At 69.3% G+C, this 18,185-nt stretch carries 15 protein-coding genes; 7 read left to right on the plus strand and 8 right to left on the minus strand.

Features of this window, described 5'->3' with window-relative positions; genetic code table 11:
• Positions 1 to 9 precede the first annotated feature (9 nt).
• Positions 10 to 1,977 carry a D-apionate lactonase family protein gene (locus V3328_RS20975; protein ID WP_340331668.1) on the plus strand — a complete coding sequence of 656 codons (1,968 nt, stop codon included), beginning with the start codon at positions 10 to 12 and terminating at the stop codon, positions 1,975 to 1,977.
• A 19-nt stretch (positions 1,978 to 1,996) separates the two neighbouring features.
• On the opposite strand, the gene V3328_RS20980 is transcribed toward V3328_RS20975, so the two are convergent.
• On the minus strand, positions 1,997 to 2,755 hold the full coding sequence (locus V3328_RS20980; RefSeq protein WP_340331669.1) for a DUF1194 domain-containing protein: 759 nt from the start codon (positions 2,753 to 2,755) through the stop codon (positions 1,997 to 1,999).
• A gap of 129 nt (positions 2,756 to 2,884) precedes the next feature.
• Between V3328_RS20980 and V3328_RS20985 the strand changes: the two genes are divergently transcribed.
• Both V3328_RS20985 and V3328_RS20990 read left to right on the plus strand, forming a co-directional pair.
• Entirely contained in the window at positions 2,885 to 4,033 is a 1,149-nt protein-coding gene (locus V3328_RS20985; RefSeq protein ID WP_340331670.1) for a trans-sulfuration enzyme family protein, read from the plus strand.
• Between the two features lie 33 nt (positions 4,034 to 4,066).
• A complete protein-coding gene (locus V3328_RS20990) occupies positions 4,067 to 4,408 on the plus strand; it encodes a TraR/DksA family transcriptional regulator (RefSeq protein ID WP_340331671.1) in 342 nt (113 codons plus the stop codon).
• Between the two features lie 58 nt (positions 4,409 to 4,466).
• Here the strand turns inward: V3328_RS20990 and V3328_RS20995 are convergent, their stop codons facing one another.
• Together V3328_RS20995 and V3328_RS21000 are read right to left on the minus strand one after the other, a co-directional pair.
• Positions 4,467 to 5,126, minus strand: coding sequence for a peroxiredoxin (locus tag V3328_RS20995; protein WP_340331672.1), 660 nt, complete (start codon positions 5,124 to 5,126; stop codon positions 4,467 to 4,469).
• 180 nt (positions 5,127 to 5,306) lie between these two features.
• Positions 5,307 to 6,233, minus strand: coding sequence for a dihydrodipicolinate synthase family protein (locus V3328_RS21000; protein WP_340331673.1), 927 nt, complete (start codon positions 6,231 to 6,233; stop codon positions 5,307 to 5,309).
• A 206-nt stretch (positions 6,234 to 6,439) separates the two neighbouring features.
• On the opposite strand from V3328_RS21000, the gene V3328_RS21005 reads away from it, so the two are divergent.
• Positions 6,440 to 7,051, plus strand: a complete 612-nt coding sequence (locus V3328_RS21005) for a pyridoxamine 5'-phosphate oxidase family protein (RefSeq protein WP_340331674.1) — start codon at positions 6,440 to 6,442, stop codon at positions 7,049 to 7,051.
• A gap of 207 nt (positions 7,052 to 7,258) precedes the next feature.
• Here V3328_RS21005 and V3328_RS21010 read toward each other — a convergent pair whose 3' ends face one another.
• Positions 7,259 to 8,482 (minus strand): type III PLP-dependent enzyme domain-containing protein, encoded by a 1,224-nt coding sequence (locus V3328_RS21010; protein WP_340331675.1) that lies wholly within the window; start codon positions 8,480 to 8,482, stop codon positions 7,259 to 7,261.
• 470 nt (positions 8,483 to 8,952) lie between these two features.
• On the opposite strand from V3328_RS21010, the gene V3328_RS21015 reads away from it, so the two are divergent.
• On the plus strand, positions 8,953 to 9,630 hold the full coding sequence (locus V3328_RS21015; RefSeq protein ID WP_340331676.1) for a TerC family protein: 678 nt from the start codon (positions 8,953 to 8,955) through the stop codon (positions 9,628 to 9,630).
• Between the two features lie 535 nt (positions 9,631 to 10,165).
• Here the strand turns inward: V3328_RS21015 and V3328_RS21020 are convergent.
• Positions 10,166 to 10,945 carry a glucose 1-dehydrogenase gene (locus V3328_RS21020; protein ID WP_340331677.1) on the minus strand — a complete coding sequence of 260 codons (780 nt, stop codon included), beginning with the start codon at positions 10,943 to 10,945 and terminating at the stop codon, positions 10,166 to 10,168.
• A 184-nt stretch (positions 10,946 to 11,129) separates the two neighbouring features.
• The gene (locus V3328_RS21025; RefSeq protein ID WP_340331678.1) at positions 11,130 to 13,004 is read right to left on the minus strand and encodes a hypothetical protein; all 1,875 of its coding nucleotides are present in this window, start codon (positions 13,002 to 13,004) and stop codon (positions 11,130 to 11,132) included.
• Between the two features lie 284 nt (positions 13,005 to 13,288).
• Between V3328_RS21025 and V3328_RS21030 the strand changes: the two genes are divergently transcribed.
• Positions 13,289 to 15,223, plus strand: coding sequence for a multicopper oxidase family protein (locus V3328_RS21030; RefSeq protein ID WP_340331679.1), 1,935 nt, complete (start codon positions 13,289 to 13,291; stop codon positions 15,221 to 15,223).
• Between the two features lie 31 nt (positions 15,224 to 15,254).
• Here V3328_RS21030 and V3328_RS21035 read toward each other — a convergent pair whose 3' ends face one another.
• Both V3328_RS21035 and V3328_RS21040 read right to left on the minus strand, forming a co-directional pair.
• The gene (locus V3328_RS21035; RefSeq protein WP_340331680.1) at positions 15,255 to 15,788 is read right to left on the minus strand and encodes a hypothetical protein; all 534 of its coding nucleotides are present in this window, start codon (positions 15,786 to 15,788) and stop codon (positions 15,255 to 15,257) included.
• A complete protein-coding gene (locus V3328_RS21040; RefSeq protein ID WP_340331681.1) occupies positions 15,785 to 16,543 on the minus strand; it encodes an HAD family hydrolase in 759 nt (252 codons plus the stop codon). Before V3328_RS21040 ends, V3328_RS21035 begins: the two co-directional genes overlap by 4 nt.
• 251 nt (positions 16,544 to 16,794) lie before the next feature.
• On the opposite strand from V3328_RS21040, the gene V3328_RS21045 reads away from it, so the two are divergent.
• Positions 16,795 to 18,171 (plus strand): carbohydrate porin, encoded by a 1,377-nt coding sequence (locus V3328_RS21045; protein ID WP_340331682.1) that lies wholly within the window; start codon positions 16,795 to 16,797, stop codon positions 18,169 to 18,171.
• Positions 18,172 to 18,185 lie beyond the last annotated feature (14 nt).

The raw sequence follows: 18,185 nt of genomic DNA on the forward strand, positions 1-18,185 counted from the left end.
GAGGCGACCATGAGCCCGTCACGCGCCATCAGGCTGTTCGGCACCGAGGAGCCGGTCGTGCAGCCGACCGTCCTCACCGCCGGCCCGCTGCAGGCGAGCCTCGACGCGGGCAACCTGCGCTACATCCGGGTCGGCGGCGCCGAGGCGCTGCGGGCGATCGCCTTCCTGTCGCGCGACCGCAACTGGGCGACCTACAATCCCGAGATCTCCAACCTCCGGATCGATCAGCGCGAGGACGGCTTCACCGTCACCTACGACGCCGTCTGCAAGGACAGCGCCCAGGCCTTCCGCTACGCCGCCCGGATCGAGGGCAGCGCCGACGGAAGCCTGTCCTTCGAGGCCGAGGGCGAGGCGCTGACCGACTTCGTCACCAACCGCACCGGCTTCGTGGTGCTGCACGCGCTCGACGGCGTCGTCGGCAATCCGGTCACGGTGGAGCACACCAACGGCAGGGTCGAGGAGAGCGCTTTCCCCGAGCGGATCGACCCGGCCTGCCCGTTCCAGGACATCCGCTCGCTGACCCACGAGTTCGCGCCCGGCCTGAGGGTCACCTGCCGGATGGAGGGCGACGCCTTCGAGATGGAGGACCATCGCAACTGGATGGACGCCTCCTACAAGACCTATGTCCGCCCGCTGGCGCTGCCCTGGCCCTACACGATCGCGAAGGGCGAGAGATCGCCCCAGCGGGTGACGATGACGCTCCAGGGCACGCCGCCGTCGACGCAGGGCGGCGCCGACGATGCCGTGACGGTATCGGTCGGAGGCCCCGCCGGCCATGCGATGCCGCGCCTCGGACTTGCCGTGCCGGCCGAGCATGTCGAGGCCGCGCTGGAAAATGCCGGCCTGCTGAAGGCGGCGGGCCCCTCCTTCCTCGTCTGCCACTTCGACCAGCGCGCGGGCCACGGCGCGGCGACCATGCAGGCCTATGGCAGGCTCGGCGAGGCGGTCGGCACCGAACTGGTGCTCGAAGCCGTCGTCCCCTGCGTCGATGGCGACGGCAATCCGACGGCCGACCACGCTGTCCTGAAGCGCGACATCGCCTTCATCCGCGAGGCGGCGTCCGGTGTCGACTTCGCCCGCGTCGCGGTCTCGCCGGCGAGCGACCTGAAGAGCACCTTGCCCGGCTCCGTCTTCCCGCCCGCGCCGGACTGGGCGGAGCTGTTCGCGGCCGCCCGCGCGGCCTTTCCCGACGCTGAGATCGGCGGCGGCATGTTCAGCTACTTCACCGAACTGAACCGCAAGCGTCCGCCGGCCGACGTGCTCGATTTTATCTGCCACACCGGCTGCCCGATCGTCCACGCCGGCGACGATGTCTCCGTCACCGAGACGCTGCAGGCGCTGCCCTCGATCTTCGGGTCGGTGCGCGCCTTCGGCGGCGGCAAGCCCTACTGGATCTTCCCGACCGCGATCTCGATGCGGGCCAATCCCTATGGCGCCGCACCCGTCGAGAACCCGGACAACCTGCGCCAGGCGATGAGCCGGGTCGACCCGCGCGAGCGCGGCCTGCTGGGCGCCGCCTGGTATGCCGGGTATCTGGCGCACGCGGCGCGCGCCGGCGTCGACGCCGTGACGCTCGGCGCTGTCGCCGGCCCCTCCGGGATCGTCCGCACCAGGCAGGATCACGCCCAGCCCTGGTTCGACGATGCCGCGCCGCAGGTCATGCCGCCCTATGCCGTGCTGGCCGGCCACATGGCCCTGCACGGCGCCGATGTCCTCGTCACCGGGATCGGCGGCAGCGGCGTCCAGTCGCTCGCGGTGCGGAGGGACGGCGAGACGACCCTCTGGCTGACCAATCTCACCGGCGAGGAGCAGACGGTCCGCGTCGAGGGCATCTCCGGCGACGCGACTGCGCGCATCCTCGACGAGACCGGCTTCGAGGCGGCCTGCCGCGATCCCGCCGGGATCCCCGCCACCCGCGTCGATCTGAGCAATCTCAGGCTGAGGCCCTATTCGGTTGCCCAGGTAGCGATCGCCTGAAAGGCGCCCCGGTCGGCCCTCAGCAGGAGCCGCAAGGCGGATCGGCCAGCGCGGTGTCGACCCGGCCGGCGCCCGGCCGGCGGGACACCGGCGGCCGGTCCTCGATCTCGCGCAGCAGCTTGCGGCGGAAGGCATCCGCGAAATCGTCGTAGTCCGACGCCGCCATGACGAACGCCCCCTGCCCGACCAGCACCTCGCGGCGGTAGTAGTCGTCCAGATCCGGCACATCGTTCAGGATGGCGAGGCCGTTGACGGTGATGCCGCGGCCGATCGCCATGCCCCGCGCGTCCGGCAGGGTCAGCACGTTCTCGCGCGGCGGCGTCTCGATGCCGTCGCCGGAGACGTCGACGACCCGGCGGATTCCGTCGATGCCGTTGCGCTCCATCAGCCGGATCGCCTCGGCGATGCCGGAGCCGAGGCCGGTTCCGCCGCTGATGCGCCGGTAGAAGCTCTCGATGTGGACCGCGAAGGCCTCGGCGCTTGCCGCGTCGTCGACCACGAACCACGGGCCCGGCTGCTTGCGCAGGGTGGCGTCCGCCCAGACGATGGCCGCGACCGCGATCCGGCCGACCGGCCCGGCGGCGATCGCCGACTGCACCTCCGGGTCGCGCACGGCGCTGGCGATGCCGCCGACCTGCAGCGCGAACTCGTTCGGATCGACGCTGGCCGAGGCGTCGATGGCGAGCACCAGTTCCAGGTCGACCCTCGTTTCGGCGCCCGCCGGCAGGGCGCCGATCGCCAGCGCCGCAACCCACACTCCGATGCCCTTGGTCCTCATTGCCGGCCAAATCTCGCACGGCCCGCCGCAAGTGACCACCGCGCAGCGGCGATTGCCCGGCGCTGACCTCTTGACCGGCGCACCGAGTTGCGGTCGGTTCCACCACTCATTGGAAAGGGCGGACGCGCCATGTCGGCAGGAAAGAACACTCTCGATCCCGAAACCCTCGTCGCGCAGGCGCTCGGGCGGGTCGACGGGGAAACCGGTGCCGTGGTGCCGCCGATGCACAGCGCCACCACGTTTGCCCGCGGCGACGACTACGCGCTGATCGGCAGCCATATCTACAGCCGCGACAGCGCGCCAACCGTCGCCCACGCCGAGGAGATCGTCGCCGCGCTCGACGGCGGCGGCGGGGCGCGGCTGTTCGGCTCCGGACTTGCCGCCATCGCCGCGCTGCTGGAAACGCTTGAGCCGGATGCCCACGTCCTGGCGCCGCAGGTGATGTACTACGCCGCTCAGGACTGGATGCGCAGGCTGGCCGCCCGCGGCCGGATTTCGCTGGACCTCTACGACCAGACCCGGCCGGAGACCCTGGAACCGCTCCTGCAGCCGGGCCGCACGAAGCTGGTGTGGATCGAAACGCCGGCCAACCCGACCTGGGACGTCGTCGACATCGCCGCCACGGCAGCCCTGGCGCGATCGGCCGGCGCGCTGCTCGGCGTCGACTCGACCTGCGCGCCGCCACCGACCACCCGGCCGCTCGAACTCGGCGCCGACATCGTCTTCCACTCGGCGACGAAGTACCTGAACGGCCATTCCGACCTGACCGCCGGCGTGCTGGTTGCCTCCGGCGACGCCCGCCTCAGCGATATCCATGCCGTCCGCAACCTGACCGGCGGCGTGCTCGGCGGCTTCGAGGCGTGGCTGCTGATCCGCGGCATGCGCACCCTGTTCGTGCGCTTCGCCCGACAGTCGGAGACCGCGCTTTCGATCGCGCGCCACTTCGAGGCCCACCCGCGCGTCAGCCGGGTGCTCTATCCGGGCCTCGAGAGCCATCCGGGCCATGCCGTGGCACGGTCCCAGATGACCGGCGGCTTCGGCGGCATGCTGTCGATCCTCGTCGACGGCAGCCTCGAGGACGCCAGGAGGGTCGCCACCGCCACCAGGGTATTCGTGCCGGCGACGTCGCTCGGCGGCGTCGAAAGCCTGATCGAACACCGCCGCTCCGTCGAGAGCCCGACAAGCACGGTGCCCGACACGCTGCTGCGCCTGTCGGTCGGCCTGGAATCCGCGGACGACCTCATCGCCGACCTGGAGCAGGCGCTGTCGGCGGCATGAGGGACCGCTGACATTACGTGTTAAGGTTGTCCGATGACGACGTTGGACATCGAGGAGATCCGCCGGCGGCTGCAGGCCGAACTCGCCGAAATCGAAGCCCTGAGCGAGGCGAGCGCGGGGTCGCGCGGCACCGTCACGCTCGACCAGCAGAGCGTCGGCCGGCTGTCGCGGATGGACGCCTTGCAGGGCCAGGCGATGGCGAAAGCCTCGGAGCAGCGGCGCCGCGGCCGGATCTCGCTGATCAAGGCCGCACTGCAGAGGATCGACGAAGGCGGCTACGGCGTCTGCGAGGACTGCGGCGACGACATTCCCCCCGGCCGACTCGACATCGACCCGACGGTCCGGCTCTGCGTCGGCTGCGCGGCCGGCCGCTGAAACGCAAGGCGCCGCCGCCGATCCCGGCAGCGGCGCTTCGATCGTTGGCGTCCGCGCCTCAGTTCGGGCTCGGAACGATGCGGATGTAGGGCTTGGGTTCCTTCCAGCCGTCCGGGTACTTCTTCTTGGCGTCCTCGTTGGAGACCGAACCGGCGATGATCACGTCCTCGCCCTGCTTCCAGTTCGCCGGCGTCGCCACCTTGTGGTTTGCCGTCAGTTGCAGGGAATCGACGAGACGCAGCACCTCGTCGAAGTTGCGGCCGGTGGTCATCGGATAGGCGATCATCGCCTTGATCACCTTGTCCGGCCCGATGATCATCACGTTGCGCACGGTCTGGTTGTCGGCCGGCGTGCGGCCCTGCGAGGTGTCGCCGGCGCTGGCGGGCAGCATGCCGTAGAGCTTGGCGACCTTGAGGTCCGGGTCGCCGACCATCGGATAGGTCACGGCGTGACCGGTCACGTCGCGGATGTCGTCGAGCCAGCGCCTGTGATCGTCGACGGGATCGATCGACAGGCCGATGATCTTCACGTCGCGCGAGTCGAACTGCGGCTTCAGGCCCGCCATCGTGCCCAGTTCCGTCGTGCACACCGGGGTGAAGTCCTTGGGATGCGAGAACAGCACGCACCAGGAATTGCCGATCCACTCGTGAAAGCTGATCGGCCCTTCGGTGGTGTCGGCCTCGAAGTCAGGGGCCACGTCGCCAATTTTCAGTGTCATGTCGCTCTCCTCGTTCGTTGGAAGCACTCAGTCGCTTCGGCGGCAGTGAACACGGCAATTGGTTCACCTCGACGCCGGTAGCGTTTCAGTCGGATTTCACCCCCCGCCCCCCGGTCCCGGGCGGCTGCATCATAACGCAAGTCGGGGATCTGGTGGGAGACTCCCGATTGCCGGGCCCGCTCAGGAGCGTCCCCAGCGCAGCGCGATGACGTCGAGGCCGCGGGCGAGTTCGAGGAGCCCCCGCTTCGTCTCCGGGTGCAACGGCTCGAGCGGATGGCGCACCGCATCGCTGCGGATCACGCCGCCTTCCTTCATCACGGTCTTGGCCGCCCGCAGCCCGCACTGCCGGTTCTCGAAGTTGATCAGCGGCAGGATGCGCGCGTATTGCGCGGCGGCCTCCTCGCGCCGTCCGGCGGCATGGCTTTCTATCACCGGCCTGATCAGTTCGGGCAGCAGCGCGCTCGACATCGAGCCGGTCGCCCCCGCGTCGAGGTCCGCCATCAGGGTGATCGCCTCCTCGCCGTCGAACGGTCCCTCGACCTCCGGTATGCCCGCCTCGACCAGCTTGCGCAGCTTGCCCGCGGCTCCCGGCGTCTCGATCTTGAAGTAGCGCACCGCCGGGATCTCCCGGGCCATGCGCAGCAGGAACGGCACCGACAGGCTGACGCCGCTCAACGGCGCGTCCTGGATCATGATCGGGATGCCGATCTTTTCCGAGATCCCGGCGAAGTGCTCGTAGGTGCCGGTCTCGTCGGCGCGCAGCAGGGCGCCGTGATAGGGCGGCATCATCATGATCATGCTGGCGCCGGCGGCTTCCGCCGCGGCCGCCCGCTCGGCGGCGATGCGGGTCGAGTAGTGGCTGCAGGTGACGATCACCGGGACGCGGCCGGCGACGTGGTCGAGGCACACCGTCTGCAGCGTCGCGCGCTCCTCGTCCGACAGCAGGAACTGCTCGGAGAAGTTGGCCAGGATGCAGATCCCGTCGACCCCCTGGTCGACCATGCAGTCCATCACCCGCCGCTGGCCGTCGAGATCCAGGTCGCCATTGTCCTGGAACACGGTCGGGGCGACGGGCCAGACGCCCTTGTAGGGACGGGTCGCGGGCATTGTGTCCTCCTTTGGCGCTGCGGTTCTTCTGGACCGGACGGTCGGACGACGCAGCTTCGACGTCGATTTCTATTGTCGGCGGCAGGGCGAGACAAGCAGCCGGCCCGGCAAAGCAGCTTCGACGTGCCGATCCGTCTTGCCGATCGGGGCCCGACCTGCCATCACGCGGCAGTCACGGACGCCACCGCCGCAACACGGGAACCGCCATGTCCACGATCACCACCGTTCAGGAGCTCGAAGCCGTCTACGGCACGCCCGGCGAGACCTCGCTGGTCAAGGAGGTCGACCGCATCACGCCGCAGTACCGCGCCTTCATCGAGGCCTCGCCCTTCGTTGCGCTGGCGACGAGCGGCCCGGAGGGCCTCGACTGCTCGCCGCGCGGCGACCTGCCCGGCTTCGTGCGCATCGAGGACGACAGGACGCTTGCGATGCCCGACCGGCGCGGCAACAACCGCATCGATTCGCTGCGCAACATCGTCCGCGACCCGCGCGCCGCCCTGCTCTTCCTGATTCCGGGCTCGGGCAACACCTTGCGGGTCAACGGGCAGGCCCGCGTCTCGCTCGACCCCGCCCTGCTCGCCTCCTTCGCCGTAGACGGCAAGCCGCCGCGCAGCGTCATCGTCTTCGAGGTGGCCTCCGTCTACTTCCAGTGCGCCCGCGCGATCGTCCGCTCCGACCTCTGGAACCCGGCCCGTCACGTCGACCCGAAATCGCTGCCCTCGGCCGGCGAGATCCTCGCGACCCTCAGCCAGGACCGCGTCGGCGGCCCCGACTACGACCGCGAATGGCCCGAACGCGCCCGCGCGTCGCTGTGGTAGGCCTCGCCGGTCTTTCAGGGAACTGAAGACGTTGCAGCCGCCGCCCCGGGCCCCGGCTCAAGGCCGGGGCGTCGGCTGCGGTGCAGGCGGCCGTAGTGCCCCACGTCTGCCCCAAGCACGGTCTACATCCCGGGCCTGACCCGGGATCCAGAAGCGGCAGGGCAAGGCCGCCCCGGATCCGCCCCTGAACCCTCCACACCCTCCGCCTCATGCGGACGCGTACAGCCCCGGCGGCGCGGCGTCCGGGCCGTCGAGCGCCACCCAGTGCCGCGGCGCAAAGCCGTTGAAGCGGGTGCTCATGGCGTTGGTGTAGGCGCCGGCCATGCCGAACTCGATCCAGTCGCCCTCGCGCAAATCCGCCGGCAGCTCGACGCGGAACGGCAGGATGTCGAGCGTGTCGCAGGTCGGGCCGGAGATCAGGTAGCGGCGCGTCTCCCGGTGTGCGGCACCCCCGGCCGCCCCCTCCCCCGGGAACACCCGCCACGGATAGACGACCGACTGGTCGGAGATGTGCAGTTCCTTAAGGCCGCCGTAGATGCCGTCGTTGAGGAACACCAGGTCGTCCTTGATCAGGATCGCCTGGACGATAAGCGACTGCCCCGTGGCGACCAGCGCCCGGCCCGGCTCGCACATCAGCTCGCAGCCGGCCGGCAGGCCGATATCGGCCGCCGCCTCGCCGATCGCCTCGAAGAACGCCGTCATCGGCGGCAGCTCCAGCCCCGGATAGGCGGCCGGGAAGCCGCCGCCGACGTCGAGGAACTCGATCGCCGCCTTCGAGCTTTCCAGCACCCTGCCGACCGCCGCGATCGCCCGCCGGTAGGCGTCCGGATGCCGGCACAGCGAGCCGACGTTGAAGGCGAGCCCCGCCCGGCAGCCGCTCGCGGCCACCTCCGCCAGCATGTCGGCCGCCTGCGCCTCGTCGGCGCCGAACTTGCTCGACAGCTCGTAGACCGCCTCCGGACCGACCGCCTTCATGCGGACGATGATCGCCGTGTCGCGGTCGGCGATCGCCAAGAGCCGGCGCAGTTCGCTGGGATGGTCGGCGACGAAATGGCGCACCCCGTACCTGTCGAACGCCGTCTGCGCCGCCCCGGCAAGCTTGCCCGGCGCCATGAAGTAGCAGGTCGCGTCCGGGAAGAGGCCCTTGACCAGCGCGATCTCGTCCAGCGAGGCGGTATCGAAATGCCGGATCCCGGCGGCGTGCAGGAACCGCAGGACATGCGGATTCGGATTTGCCTTGACGGCATAGAGGGTGCGGCCGGGAAAGCCCTGCAGGAATGCCTGCGCCGCCTCGCCGAGCAGGCGGGGATAGAGGCAGTAGACCGGTTCCGCCGGGGCGAGCGCGGCGACGGCATCGGCGCTCGTGGCAAACCGCGGCAGGCCGCCGTCGGACGCAGCGCCCCGGCCGCCGCTCATGTCGAACTCGCTCATGCGCCTCCCCCGGTTGTCCGGCCGATTCAACGCAACCCGTCTTCCGCCAAACGGCCGCGCGGGCGGAGTTGACCGGGCAAATCGGCTCCCCCATATCAGGATCCCCAGCCCTTCGGCGAGACCCCGCATGAGCCAGCACCCGGATGGATCCGGACCGGACCAACCCCTCCAGATGGGGTGTCGGAACGCGCTTTCCCAGATCCGCCGGGATCGTCGCCGGCGTGTTTCCCCGCCCCCTTTCGGAGGACGAAATACGCCGCGCCGGCAGCTTACCGGCCGCCCCGGCCGCTGCTAGGTCGGTGGCGTCGATCCGACGGATGGCGGAACGGGAGTTCCACCCGGCCGGGAGACCCGGCTCCGGCCCGTCCGGCGCACGAGGACGAACACGAATGAGGATTGCGTCTGTATGAGTATCCCGGCGGACTGCCCCGCTGCCCTGCGGCCGATGCACCCTGGTGACGACCGCCATGATGGCTGAGCTCGTCACCGGGCCGGCGCTGACGGCACTTTTCCAGGTCATCCTGATCGACCTGGTGCTGGCCGGGGACAACGCCATCGTCATCGGCCTCGCCGCCGCCGGTCTGCCGCGCGAACAGCGCGCCCGGGCGATCCTCGTCGGCATCGTCGCCGCGACCATCCTGAGAATCTTCTTCGCAAGCGTCACCACCCAGCTGCTCGAGATCGTCGGGCTGCTGCTTGCCGGCGGCATCCTGCTGCTGTGGGTGTGCTGGAAGATGTGGCGCGAGCTGCGCACCACCGCGAAGGAAGAACACGATCTGCAGGAGACGCTCGCCGACCAGGACCTCGACGCCGACGGCACGGTCGGCGCCGCCGGCGCGCCCACCAAGACATTCGCCCAGGCCGCCGTGCAGATCGTGCTGGCGGACGTCTCCATGTCGCTCGACAACGTGCTGGCCGTCGCCGGCGCGGCTCACGAGCATCCCGTTGTGCTGGTGTTCGGCCTTGCGCTGTCGGTCGCGCTGATGGGCGTCGCCGCCTCCTTCATCGCCCGCCTGCTCAACCGCCACCGCTGGATCGCCTATGTCGGACTGCTGATCATCCTCTACGTGTCGCTGGAGATGATCTGGCGCGGCAGCGTCGAGGTCTGGCCTCTCGTCGAACCGGCCGCCGCCGCGCTGATGGACTGACGCGCGGCGCCACCGGCCTCGTCCGTAGCGGGCCCGTAGCCCGGATGGAGCGCCGCAGCCTTTGACCTTCGCAACGATGCCGCATCCGGGCACGCCCCTGTTACCCGCACCGCGCCCCGTAGCCCGGATGGAGCGAAGCGCCATCCGGGGGCGCAATCCGGGAAGGCCGCTCCCGGATTTCGCTCCGCCCCACTCTCCCCACGTCATCCCGGAAATCGCGACCGCGATTGTCCGGGATCGCCCCACGCCGCAGCCTATGGCTTTCGCAACGATGCCGCACCCCGGCACGCTCCCCTCGCCCGTAGCGGGGCCCGTAGCCCGGATGGAGCGAAGCGCAATCCGGGGAGGCCGCTCCGGATTTCGCTGATGCTCCATCCGGGCTACGTTACAGGCCGGGTCGGCCCAACGCGCCTCGCCACGACCATGCCCGTGTCCCGGAGCGTCGCGGCCATCTCCTGGCCTCGTCCAGAGGCGGTCGCGCCGCGCCCGTCACGAAGGAAACGGCCACGCGGTATGGGCCGGCGCCCGTCCCGTCTCACGCCTTGGTCGAATAGCCCCCGTCGACGACGATGCCGGCGCCGTTGACGTAGTCCGACGCCGGGCTTGCCAGGAACACGGCGACGCCGGCGAAGTCGCCCGGATCGCCCCAGCGGCCCGCCGGCGTACGGGCCAGCACCGACTCCTCGAGCCCCGGCAGGTCGGCGCGCGCCTTCACCGACAGCGGCGTGTCGATCCAGCCGGGCAGCACGGCGTTCGCCTGGATGTTGTCCTTGGCCCAGGCGCAGGTCAGCGCCTTGGTGAGCTGCAGGATGCCGCCCTTGCTCGGCCCGTAGGCGACGGCCACGGGACCGCCCATGAACGACATCAGCGAGCCGACGTTGATGATCTTGCCGCCCCCGGCCTTCAGGAAGTGCGGGTAGACCGCCTGGCACAGCACGAACGCCGCCGTCAGGTTGGTGTCGATGACGTCGTACCATTCCTCCAGGGTGAAATCCTGCGGCTGCTTGCGGTAGTTGATGCCGGAATTGTTGACGAGGATGTCGATGCGGCCGAACCGGCCGGCCGTCTCCTCGACCAGCGCCTTGCACGCCTCCGGCTTGCGGATGTCGGTGGCGATCGCAACCGCCCCGGAACCGCCGCTGCTCGGGCCGGTCTGATTGATCTCCTCGAGCGCGGCTGCGTTCTTCTCCGCGTTGCGGGCGGCGACCACGACGGTGGCGCCGGCTTCGGCCAGCCCGCGCGCCATGCCGAGGCCGATGCCGCCGTTGCCGCCCGTGACGATCGCCACCCTGCCTGTCAGGTCGAACATTCTCATTGCTTCCTCCTTGGGTGGCGACACGGTGCGGCCTGCGGGCCGTCCGCGGAAGATCGCCGAATATGTTGCGGAAGCCATTGGGGCTTCAGCATTGATCGCCGACGTTTCGCAGGCTGAAAATTTTTCCGCGCTGTCCACGGCGCAGCCCGGGGATCGCCGCCGCACCCGGCGCTCCGTGCACGCATCAGGCGAAGACGGAAAGCTCTTCGTTCCGGAGCCAGATCACGCAATCGCACAGCGCCTGCAGGAAGGGCTCGACCGGATGGCGCTTCAGCGCCTCGGCCGGCGCCGACAGCAGCGCGTCTACCTCGCCCCAGTCGAGCAGCGTCTCCAGGTCCCCCGCGCCGCGTGTCTCGGGCAGGTATGTCGCCAGGAAGGCCTGGCGCCGGTAGACGTCGCGTAGCGGTGCGGCGACCGTCGTCATGTCGTACTTCCGCAGGTTCGGGTCGAGGCGCGGCCGGAACGACGTGTCCCGCTCCGAGGTGCTCGGCGGAATCTGCCGCTTCACCGGATCGGTTTGGAAGGATTTCGGCGTCTTCGCCGTGATCGGCGGTTTGCGGATCGCGGCGCGCTGCTCCTCCTTCGCGAAAAGCGCGGCGTCCCACTCCTCGTTCGCCAGCGGCAGTCCGGCCACCGCGTCGCCGCCGACGCGCCGGATGAGGTCGAGGTTGACCTTGCCCTTCATCCGCGCCATCGGCGCCGCCTTCAGCGCGCAGGACTGCAGGTGGATGTCGTACAAAAGGTCGATGTAGTTGCGGGTCTGCCCGCGAAGCCTGGACAGCATCCCGAAATGGGAGCGCAGCCGGCCGAGATTGTAGAAGTGCAGCGGCGCGTCGGTCGCCGCAGCCCCGGCGGCCTCGTAGGTTCCCAGCCGCGCTTCGAGAAGGCTGCGCAGCCACGCGATGCCGCGCGGCGTGAAGTATCGCAACAGGCCGATCGACGCCAGCCTTGCCAGGTAGTTCTCGGAAAGGTCCGGATAGGTCGGCGGGTGCGTCCCGCTCCAGAACCGCAGCGAGTTTCGCGTCCCGCCGGCGATCTCGCCGTAGCCGCCGTGGATGTGCGCCGTGTCCGTGTAGGGCACGGAGATCGTCGTCCCGGTCTTGGCGCCGGCCCCCATCGACACGAACGTCTCGAACCGCATCTGCTGGATTGCCGACAGGCCCCGGCGCTCGAACCAGGGGATGCCCTGTACCCGCCCCAGCCCGAACGTCTCGCCGATGAGCGCCGCGCAGTGGCCGTCGGGATGGGGATAGTCGTACATCGTTCGATAGTCCCAGCCGAGCCGGGGCGCGCGCGCCACCACCGCGGCCAGCACCATCCTGCTGTCCATGCCCCCGGTCAGGTCGAAGAACACGTTCTGCCCGTCGAACGCCGCCGCCAGGGCCTCGATGCGCTGGCGAAGCCTCTGTGCGGCGTGGTCGAGGGCCTCTTCGTAGGATGCGCCCTCAGTGGCGTCCTGCATGTGGATGCCCCGGCGCACGACCTGCAGGTCCGGCCCTCCCCGGAGCGCTTCGCCGGGGCCGACGATGTCGATCTCCTCGTAGGGGCTGCCGGCATCGTAGCCGGAGCCGAGGGCGAAATCGGCCAGGTAGGGAAGCACGCTGCGCGTCAGCCTTCCACCCGTCGCCGGAACGAGGGCGCCGATGAAGTGGATGTTGTTGGACACCGCGAACCGGTCGCCGCTGCGCCAGAGGAAGCACGGATAGGCATTGAGTGGGTCGAACTGGATCAGGAAGCCGCCCGTGTCCCGGTCGATCGACACCAGACAGAAGCATCCGGCCGTGTCGCCTGGCCGCGACGAGGCCATGTCCTCGAGGTCCCGCAACGAGGGCCCGTCCAGGTTGCGGAAGTTCGAGATCAGCTTGTCGTGGACGAACACCGACCCGTCGAACACCAGGTCATGACTGCCCTCCGCGAGCGCCGCCGCGCTCAGATACGTCTGAAAGGGGCCATAGTCCGAGACGGTGGTCAGCGGCGCCTCCGTGATCCGGACCCTGTTCAGCCGTTCCAGTATCGCCTGCGCATCGTCGACTGGAAGGTTGGAAAGCAGAAACTCCACGCAACGGCCCCGCGCATTGTCGACCCACCAGAAGCGGCTTGCGGCGGGAGGGACGAATCCGGCCGCCCGGATTGGCGGGAGGCTACGGTTTGGCTCTTTGACATGGCAATCGATTTCTGCCTGCTTCGGCATCGTCGGCGCCTGTCCGGAGGTCTGCCGACCCGGGCGGCCGACGCCCTCGGGATGACATGCCCGCCAGCGGACAGTAGGATCGCACTACTGGGATTTGGGGGGATGCAATGGAACCGACGAATTTGCCGGCACTGTCGCGCCGGACTCGATTCTTGGCCGATCTGGCCCGTTCGACCGCTCTCAGCCGACGGGGATTCCTGGCGTCCGTGGCCCTGCTCGCCGCCCCGGGCCTCTTGCGGTCGCAGGAAGCCTCGGCTCCGACCACCGACTCGCAGGCGCTCGAGGGCATGGCGGTCGAGCCGAAGCCCGACTACACGCTCGTCGCAAAATTCGCCACCTACGACGTCGACCTCCTCTATGGCGTCGACGCGGACGGCAATCCGGAGCCGGGAAGCGACCGGCTGAAGGTCGGCAAGTTCCAGTTCATGACCCGTAGCTGGGCGATGGACGGCGTCCTCGACGACAACTATCTCGGCCCGCTGATCGAGATCAGGCCGGGCGACAAGTTCACGGTTCTGGTCAGGAACGAGCTGTTCGAGGAGGGCGACTACGCCGATTACGGGCCCGAGCCGCCGAGGCCCGAGGACTGGATGACGGTGATCAATCAGAAGGTCGGCCCGTCCGTCTTCCTGCACGAGGACCAGCCGCTCGGCTACCCCTTCTTCAACACCTGCACCCCGGATACGCCGATCGGCGACTTCGTCATCGACGAGGAGAACGTTCCCAAGAACTTCAACTGGACGAACCTGCACCTGCACGGGCTGGAGATCGACCCGCACCTGTTCGAGCCGCAGGGCACCTCGAACCCGGCCGCCGACTACATCACGATCAAGCCGGGCGGCGACTACCTCTACCGCTTCGAACTGCCCGAGGATCACCCGCAGGGCACCTTCTGGTACCACCCGCACCGCCACAACTCGGTCGCCATCCAGGCCTGGGGCGGGCTCGCCGGCCTGCTGATCATCCGCGGCCTCTATGACGACGAGCTGAAGGACTACGGCGTCACCACGGAGATCCCCTTCGTGGTCCACGACCCGCACTACGAGATCGTCGAATATCCCGACGGCGACGAGCCGGGGATCGCCAAGGTCGGCCGCTTCCTGCAGAACCAGAATGGCCTCACCGACTACACCTACATGGTCTCCGGCCGCTTCCAGCCGACCTACACCGTGAAGCGCAACGAGATCGTCCAGTTCCGCCACCTGACCGCCACGGTCGAGAACCTCGCCTGCTTCCGCATCGTCGCCGCGCCCGGCACGCTGTCGCAGGCGGCCAGCGAGGGCGTCGAGGGCGAGAACCACCCCTTCTACATGACCGCCTCGGACGGCATCGCCTTCGGCGGCGCGCCGGTGAAGAAGAACATGATGGTGACCGGCGGCGGCGAGCGCCACGACCTGCTGATGTGCTTCGAGGAGCCCGGCGAGTACCTGATCAAGTCCGACCACCTCGGCACCATCCAGTTCTTCGGCACCGGACCGCGCGACCAGATCCTCGCGAAGATCGTCGTGACGGAGGAAGACGCCGGCCAGTCGATGGCAGACATCGAGGCGATGCGCTTCACCCCCGGCATCCCTGCCGAGGGCCCGCCCGGCGTCGCCGACATCCAGCCCTCGGAGATCACCCGCCGCCGCCACTTCGTCTTCGACATGGACGGCGACACCTGCCGGCTGCCGAACCCGCAGTTCCGCATCAACGACACCGTCTACGCGACCGACAAGGTCGATTTCGAGATCGAGCAGGGCACCGTCGAGGAATGGGTTCTCGTCAATCCGACCGGCGGCACCCATCCCTTCCACGTCCACGTCAACGCCTTCCAGGTGAAGGAGAGCTACTCGGCCCAGGTCCCCGACCCGAAGCTGGTCGGCGCCGATGCGCCGGTCGTGCAGTCGCGCATCGACGCGCTGAAGACCATCGATCACCCCAACCAGTGGCGCGACACGATGATCATCCCGCCGAAGGGCTATCTCAGGGTCTGGACGCGGATGTACTCCAAGCGGGTCGGCAAGACGGTGCTCCACTGCCACTTCCTCGCCCACGAGGAGACGGCGATGATCCAGAACTTCCTGATCAGGCCGGCGGGCGGCTGACGGGCCTCTGCGGCGCCGGCACGGGCGGACGTCAGTCCGTCTTCAGCGCCTCCTGGCGCGCCAGCAGGTCCGCCTCGATGTCGTCGGCCTCCTCGCAGCCGATGCGCACCAGCGGACGCACCGACATCGCCGACTTGGTGCTCGACTTGGTGTGCACGTAGAGCAGGCTGTCGGCGTCCGGCTGCGTCACGTGGTCGAGCCCGCCTTCCGGAAAGCCGAACGTCAGGAAATCGGCGGCCGGATTGTAGGCGCCGTTCTGGTAGGTCGGGCCGAGCACGTAGCTCTTCGGCTCGTCCCATTCGAAGATCCGGCCGAAGGCGAGATGCTCGGTCCCCTCGATCCGGTCGAAGCGCAGCAGCATCTTCTCGTGCACCAGTTCGGCGCTGCCGGCATCGCTGCTGTCGCTCAGGAGCGACGTCGCGTCGAAGGCCCGGCTGATCCAGCAGCCGGTCATCTCGTCGAGACCGCCCGCCATGGTGCCGCCGGCGAAGCAGGCGGCCAGCACCGCCCCTGCCGCGAGCGACCTCGCCGCCGCCTTTGCCCCTACCGCCGCGGCCGGGATCATTTCAGCTCCGGCACGCGCGGGATGACGAAGTCGCGGACGTGGGCGCCGTAGCCGGGGTTCGACTCCGGACCGACGATCGGCGTCGACCCCTTGTAGCCCAGCCGCAGCATGCCCTTGTTGCCGATCGAGAAGATCTGCGCCGCCGGCACGCCGACGGCGAGGAAGGCGTCGGTGACGACGCTGGAATCGACGTAGCCGTATCGCGGCTCGATGGCGTAGTGGTCCTTGACCGCTCCCACCATCGATTCAAACAGCGCCGTTCCGTTGCCGCCCATCCACTCGGCCATCGCCGAGCCGGGATCAGGCGCGTCGACCACCGACGGCACGCCGTCGCGCAGCAGCACCAGCGTGTCGCCGGCCTCGGTTGGAAAGCCGTTCGCCTCGAGCCAGCCGAGGGTCGCGTCGCACATGCTGTCGCCCAGCACCTCCATCTGGCGCGGCCGCCCGGCCATGTAGACGATCGCATAGCCGCGCCGGTGGTAGACGTTCAGCATCAGCGCCGCATCGGCGCGGGCGTAGGCGATGCCCTTGTCGAGGAACGCCCCGTTGGTCGGCCCGTAGTCGAGCAGGATGTACTGGCTGAGCACGCCGTCGATATCGGTGACGACCGCCGGGCGGCCCTGCAGCCGCGCCGCATCCGCCTCCGACACGGTGCGGCAGGCGTCGGCATGATCGGCGCGGGCCGCGTCGGACTCCGCGCCGAGGAACGCGGCGACCAGCGCCAGCGCCGCAGTGCATGCGCGAGCCATCTTCATCGACCTTCCCCCCACTGTGTCCCCAATCTCCCTACAGTGCATGTCCGGGGCGAGACCGGCAAGCCGGGCCGGGCCGCCGGGCGCCTGCCCGCAGCCTCCCGCCTGTCGCCGGTGCGCGCCGGTCGTCTTGTATACGCCGCGGATTCCGCTACGCTCGATGCCTGTCGGGAGAGGCGGCAGACCGGGCCGATCGCATCGGTCGCCCCGGATCCGCCGACAGGCCGCATCCGTCGATGGGGGGAATCGGGGGAATGGCAGGATCGAGATACCGGTCCCTGGCGGGCCTGGTCGGCGCCGCGGGCCTGCTGGCGGCGGCGACGCCGGCGCTGTCCGACATCAATCCGTGGATCCAGTCGGATCTCTACAACCCGGGCAAGTGGGACACCGCCGGCCCCGACACCGACACCCGCTGGCTGCATCCGGGCACATGGACGCCGGGGCAGGACTGGGGCTGGCTGTCCGGCGACGCGCAGGCGGAGAACATCCTGGGCAGCTGGGGCGGCCTCCGCGACGAGCTCGAACTGAAGGGCATCTCCTTTGCCACCGCCTGGTCCGGCCAGCTCGCAGCCAATCCGGTCGGCGGCCAGATCCCCGACGGGGCAAGCTGGATCGACTCCTGGAGCTTCGCGACCTTCGTCGATTTCCAGCGCCTGCTCGGCACCGCGCACAGGACCTACTTCACCGCCTCCTTCAGCCTGGAGACCGGCAATGTCGGGCTGACGCCGGACTATGTCGGCAACTACTTCCCGGTCCAGCTGTCGAACTCCGGCGACCCGTTCCCGCAGACGCGGCTCGTCCACTTCGCGTTCGGCACGCAGCTCCTGGACAACACCGCCGAACTGGTCGGCGGCCGCATCGTCACCGGCGAGGACTTCGCGACGATCGCGCGCGCCTGCACCTCGCTCAACCAGTCGATCTGCGGCAATCCGATCGCCGGCGCCAGCACCATCAACTTCCCGACCTACCCGAACGCCGTGTGGGGCGGGCGGTTCAAGGTCAAGCCCGGCCAGGAATGGTACGCCATGGCCGGCGCCTACCTGGTCTATCCCGACCTCGGCGACCCCGACCTGCACGGCGTCGAGTTCGGCGCGCCGGAGGGCTCCGGCATACTGGCGATCGGCGAGGCCGGCTTCAACGTCGGCAGGCGCGCCGGCCGGTCCGGCCTGCCCGGTACCTACAAGGGCGGCTACTACTACGACACCGAGGAGCTCACCAACCTGGTCACCGGCGCCTCCGACCGCAACACCTGGGGCATCTACGCGATGGGCGAGCAGATGCTCTACGCCGAGGACGACACCTACTCGAACGGGCTGTGGGCCTGGGCCTCGTTCAGCTACGCGCCGCCGCGGATGAACGACATCACCTTCATGGCGGCAGGCGGCCTCAGCTATGTCGGTCTCTTGCCCGACCGGCCCGACGACGCGCTGTCCTTCGTTGCCGCTGTGGGCGTGTTCAGCGACTACCTCGCCGGCCAGGAGACCGAGACGGTGCTGGAACTGAACTACCGCGCCCAGATCCTGCCCGCCGTCTACGTCCAGCCGGACGTCCAGTACGTCATCGATCCCGACGGCAAGTCCGGCATCGACGACGCCCTCGTGATCGGCTTCGCGATCGGCGCGACGTTCTGAGGGTTCGGCCGGGG

It is taken from the genome of Microbaculum marinum, assembly GCF_037855135.1.
Classification (GTDB): Bacteria; Pseudomonadota; Alphaproteobacteria; order Rhizobiales; family Tepidamorphaceae; genus Microbaculum; species Microbaculum marinum.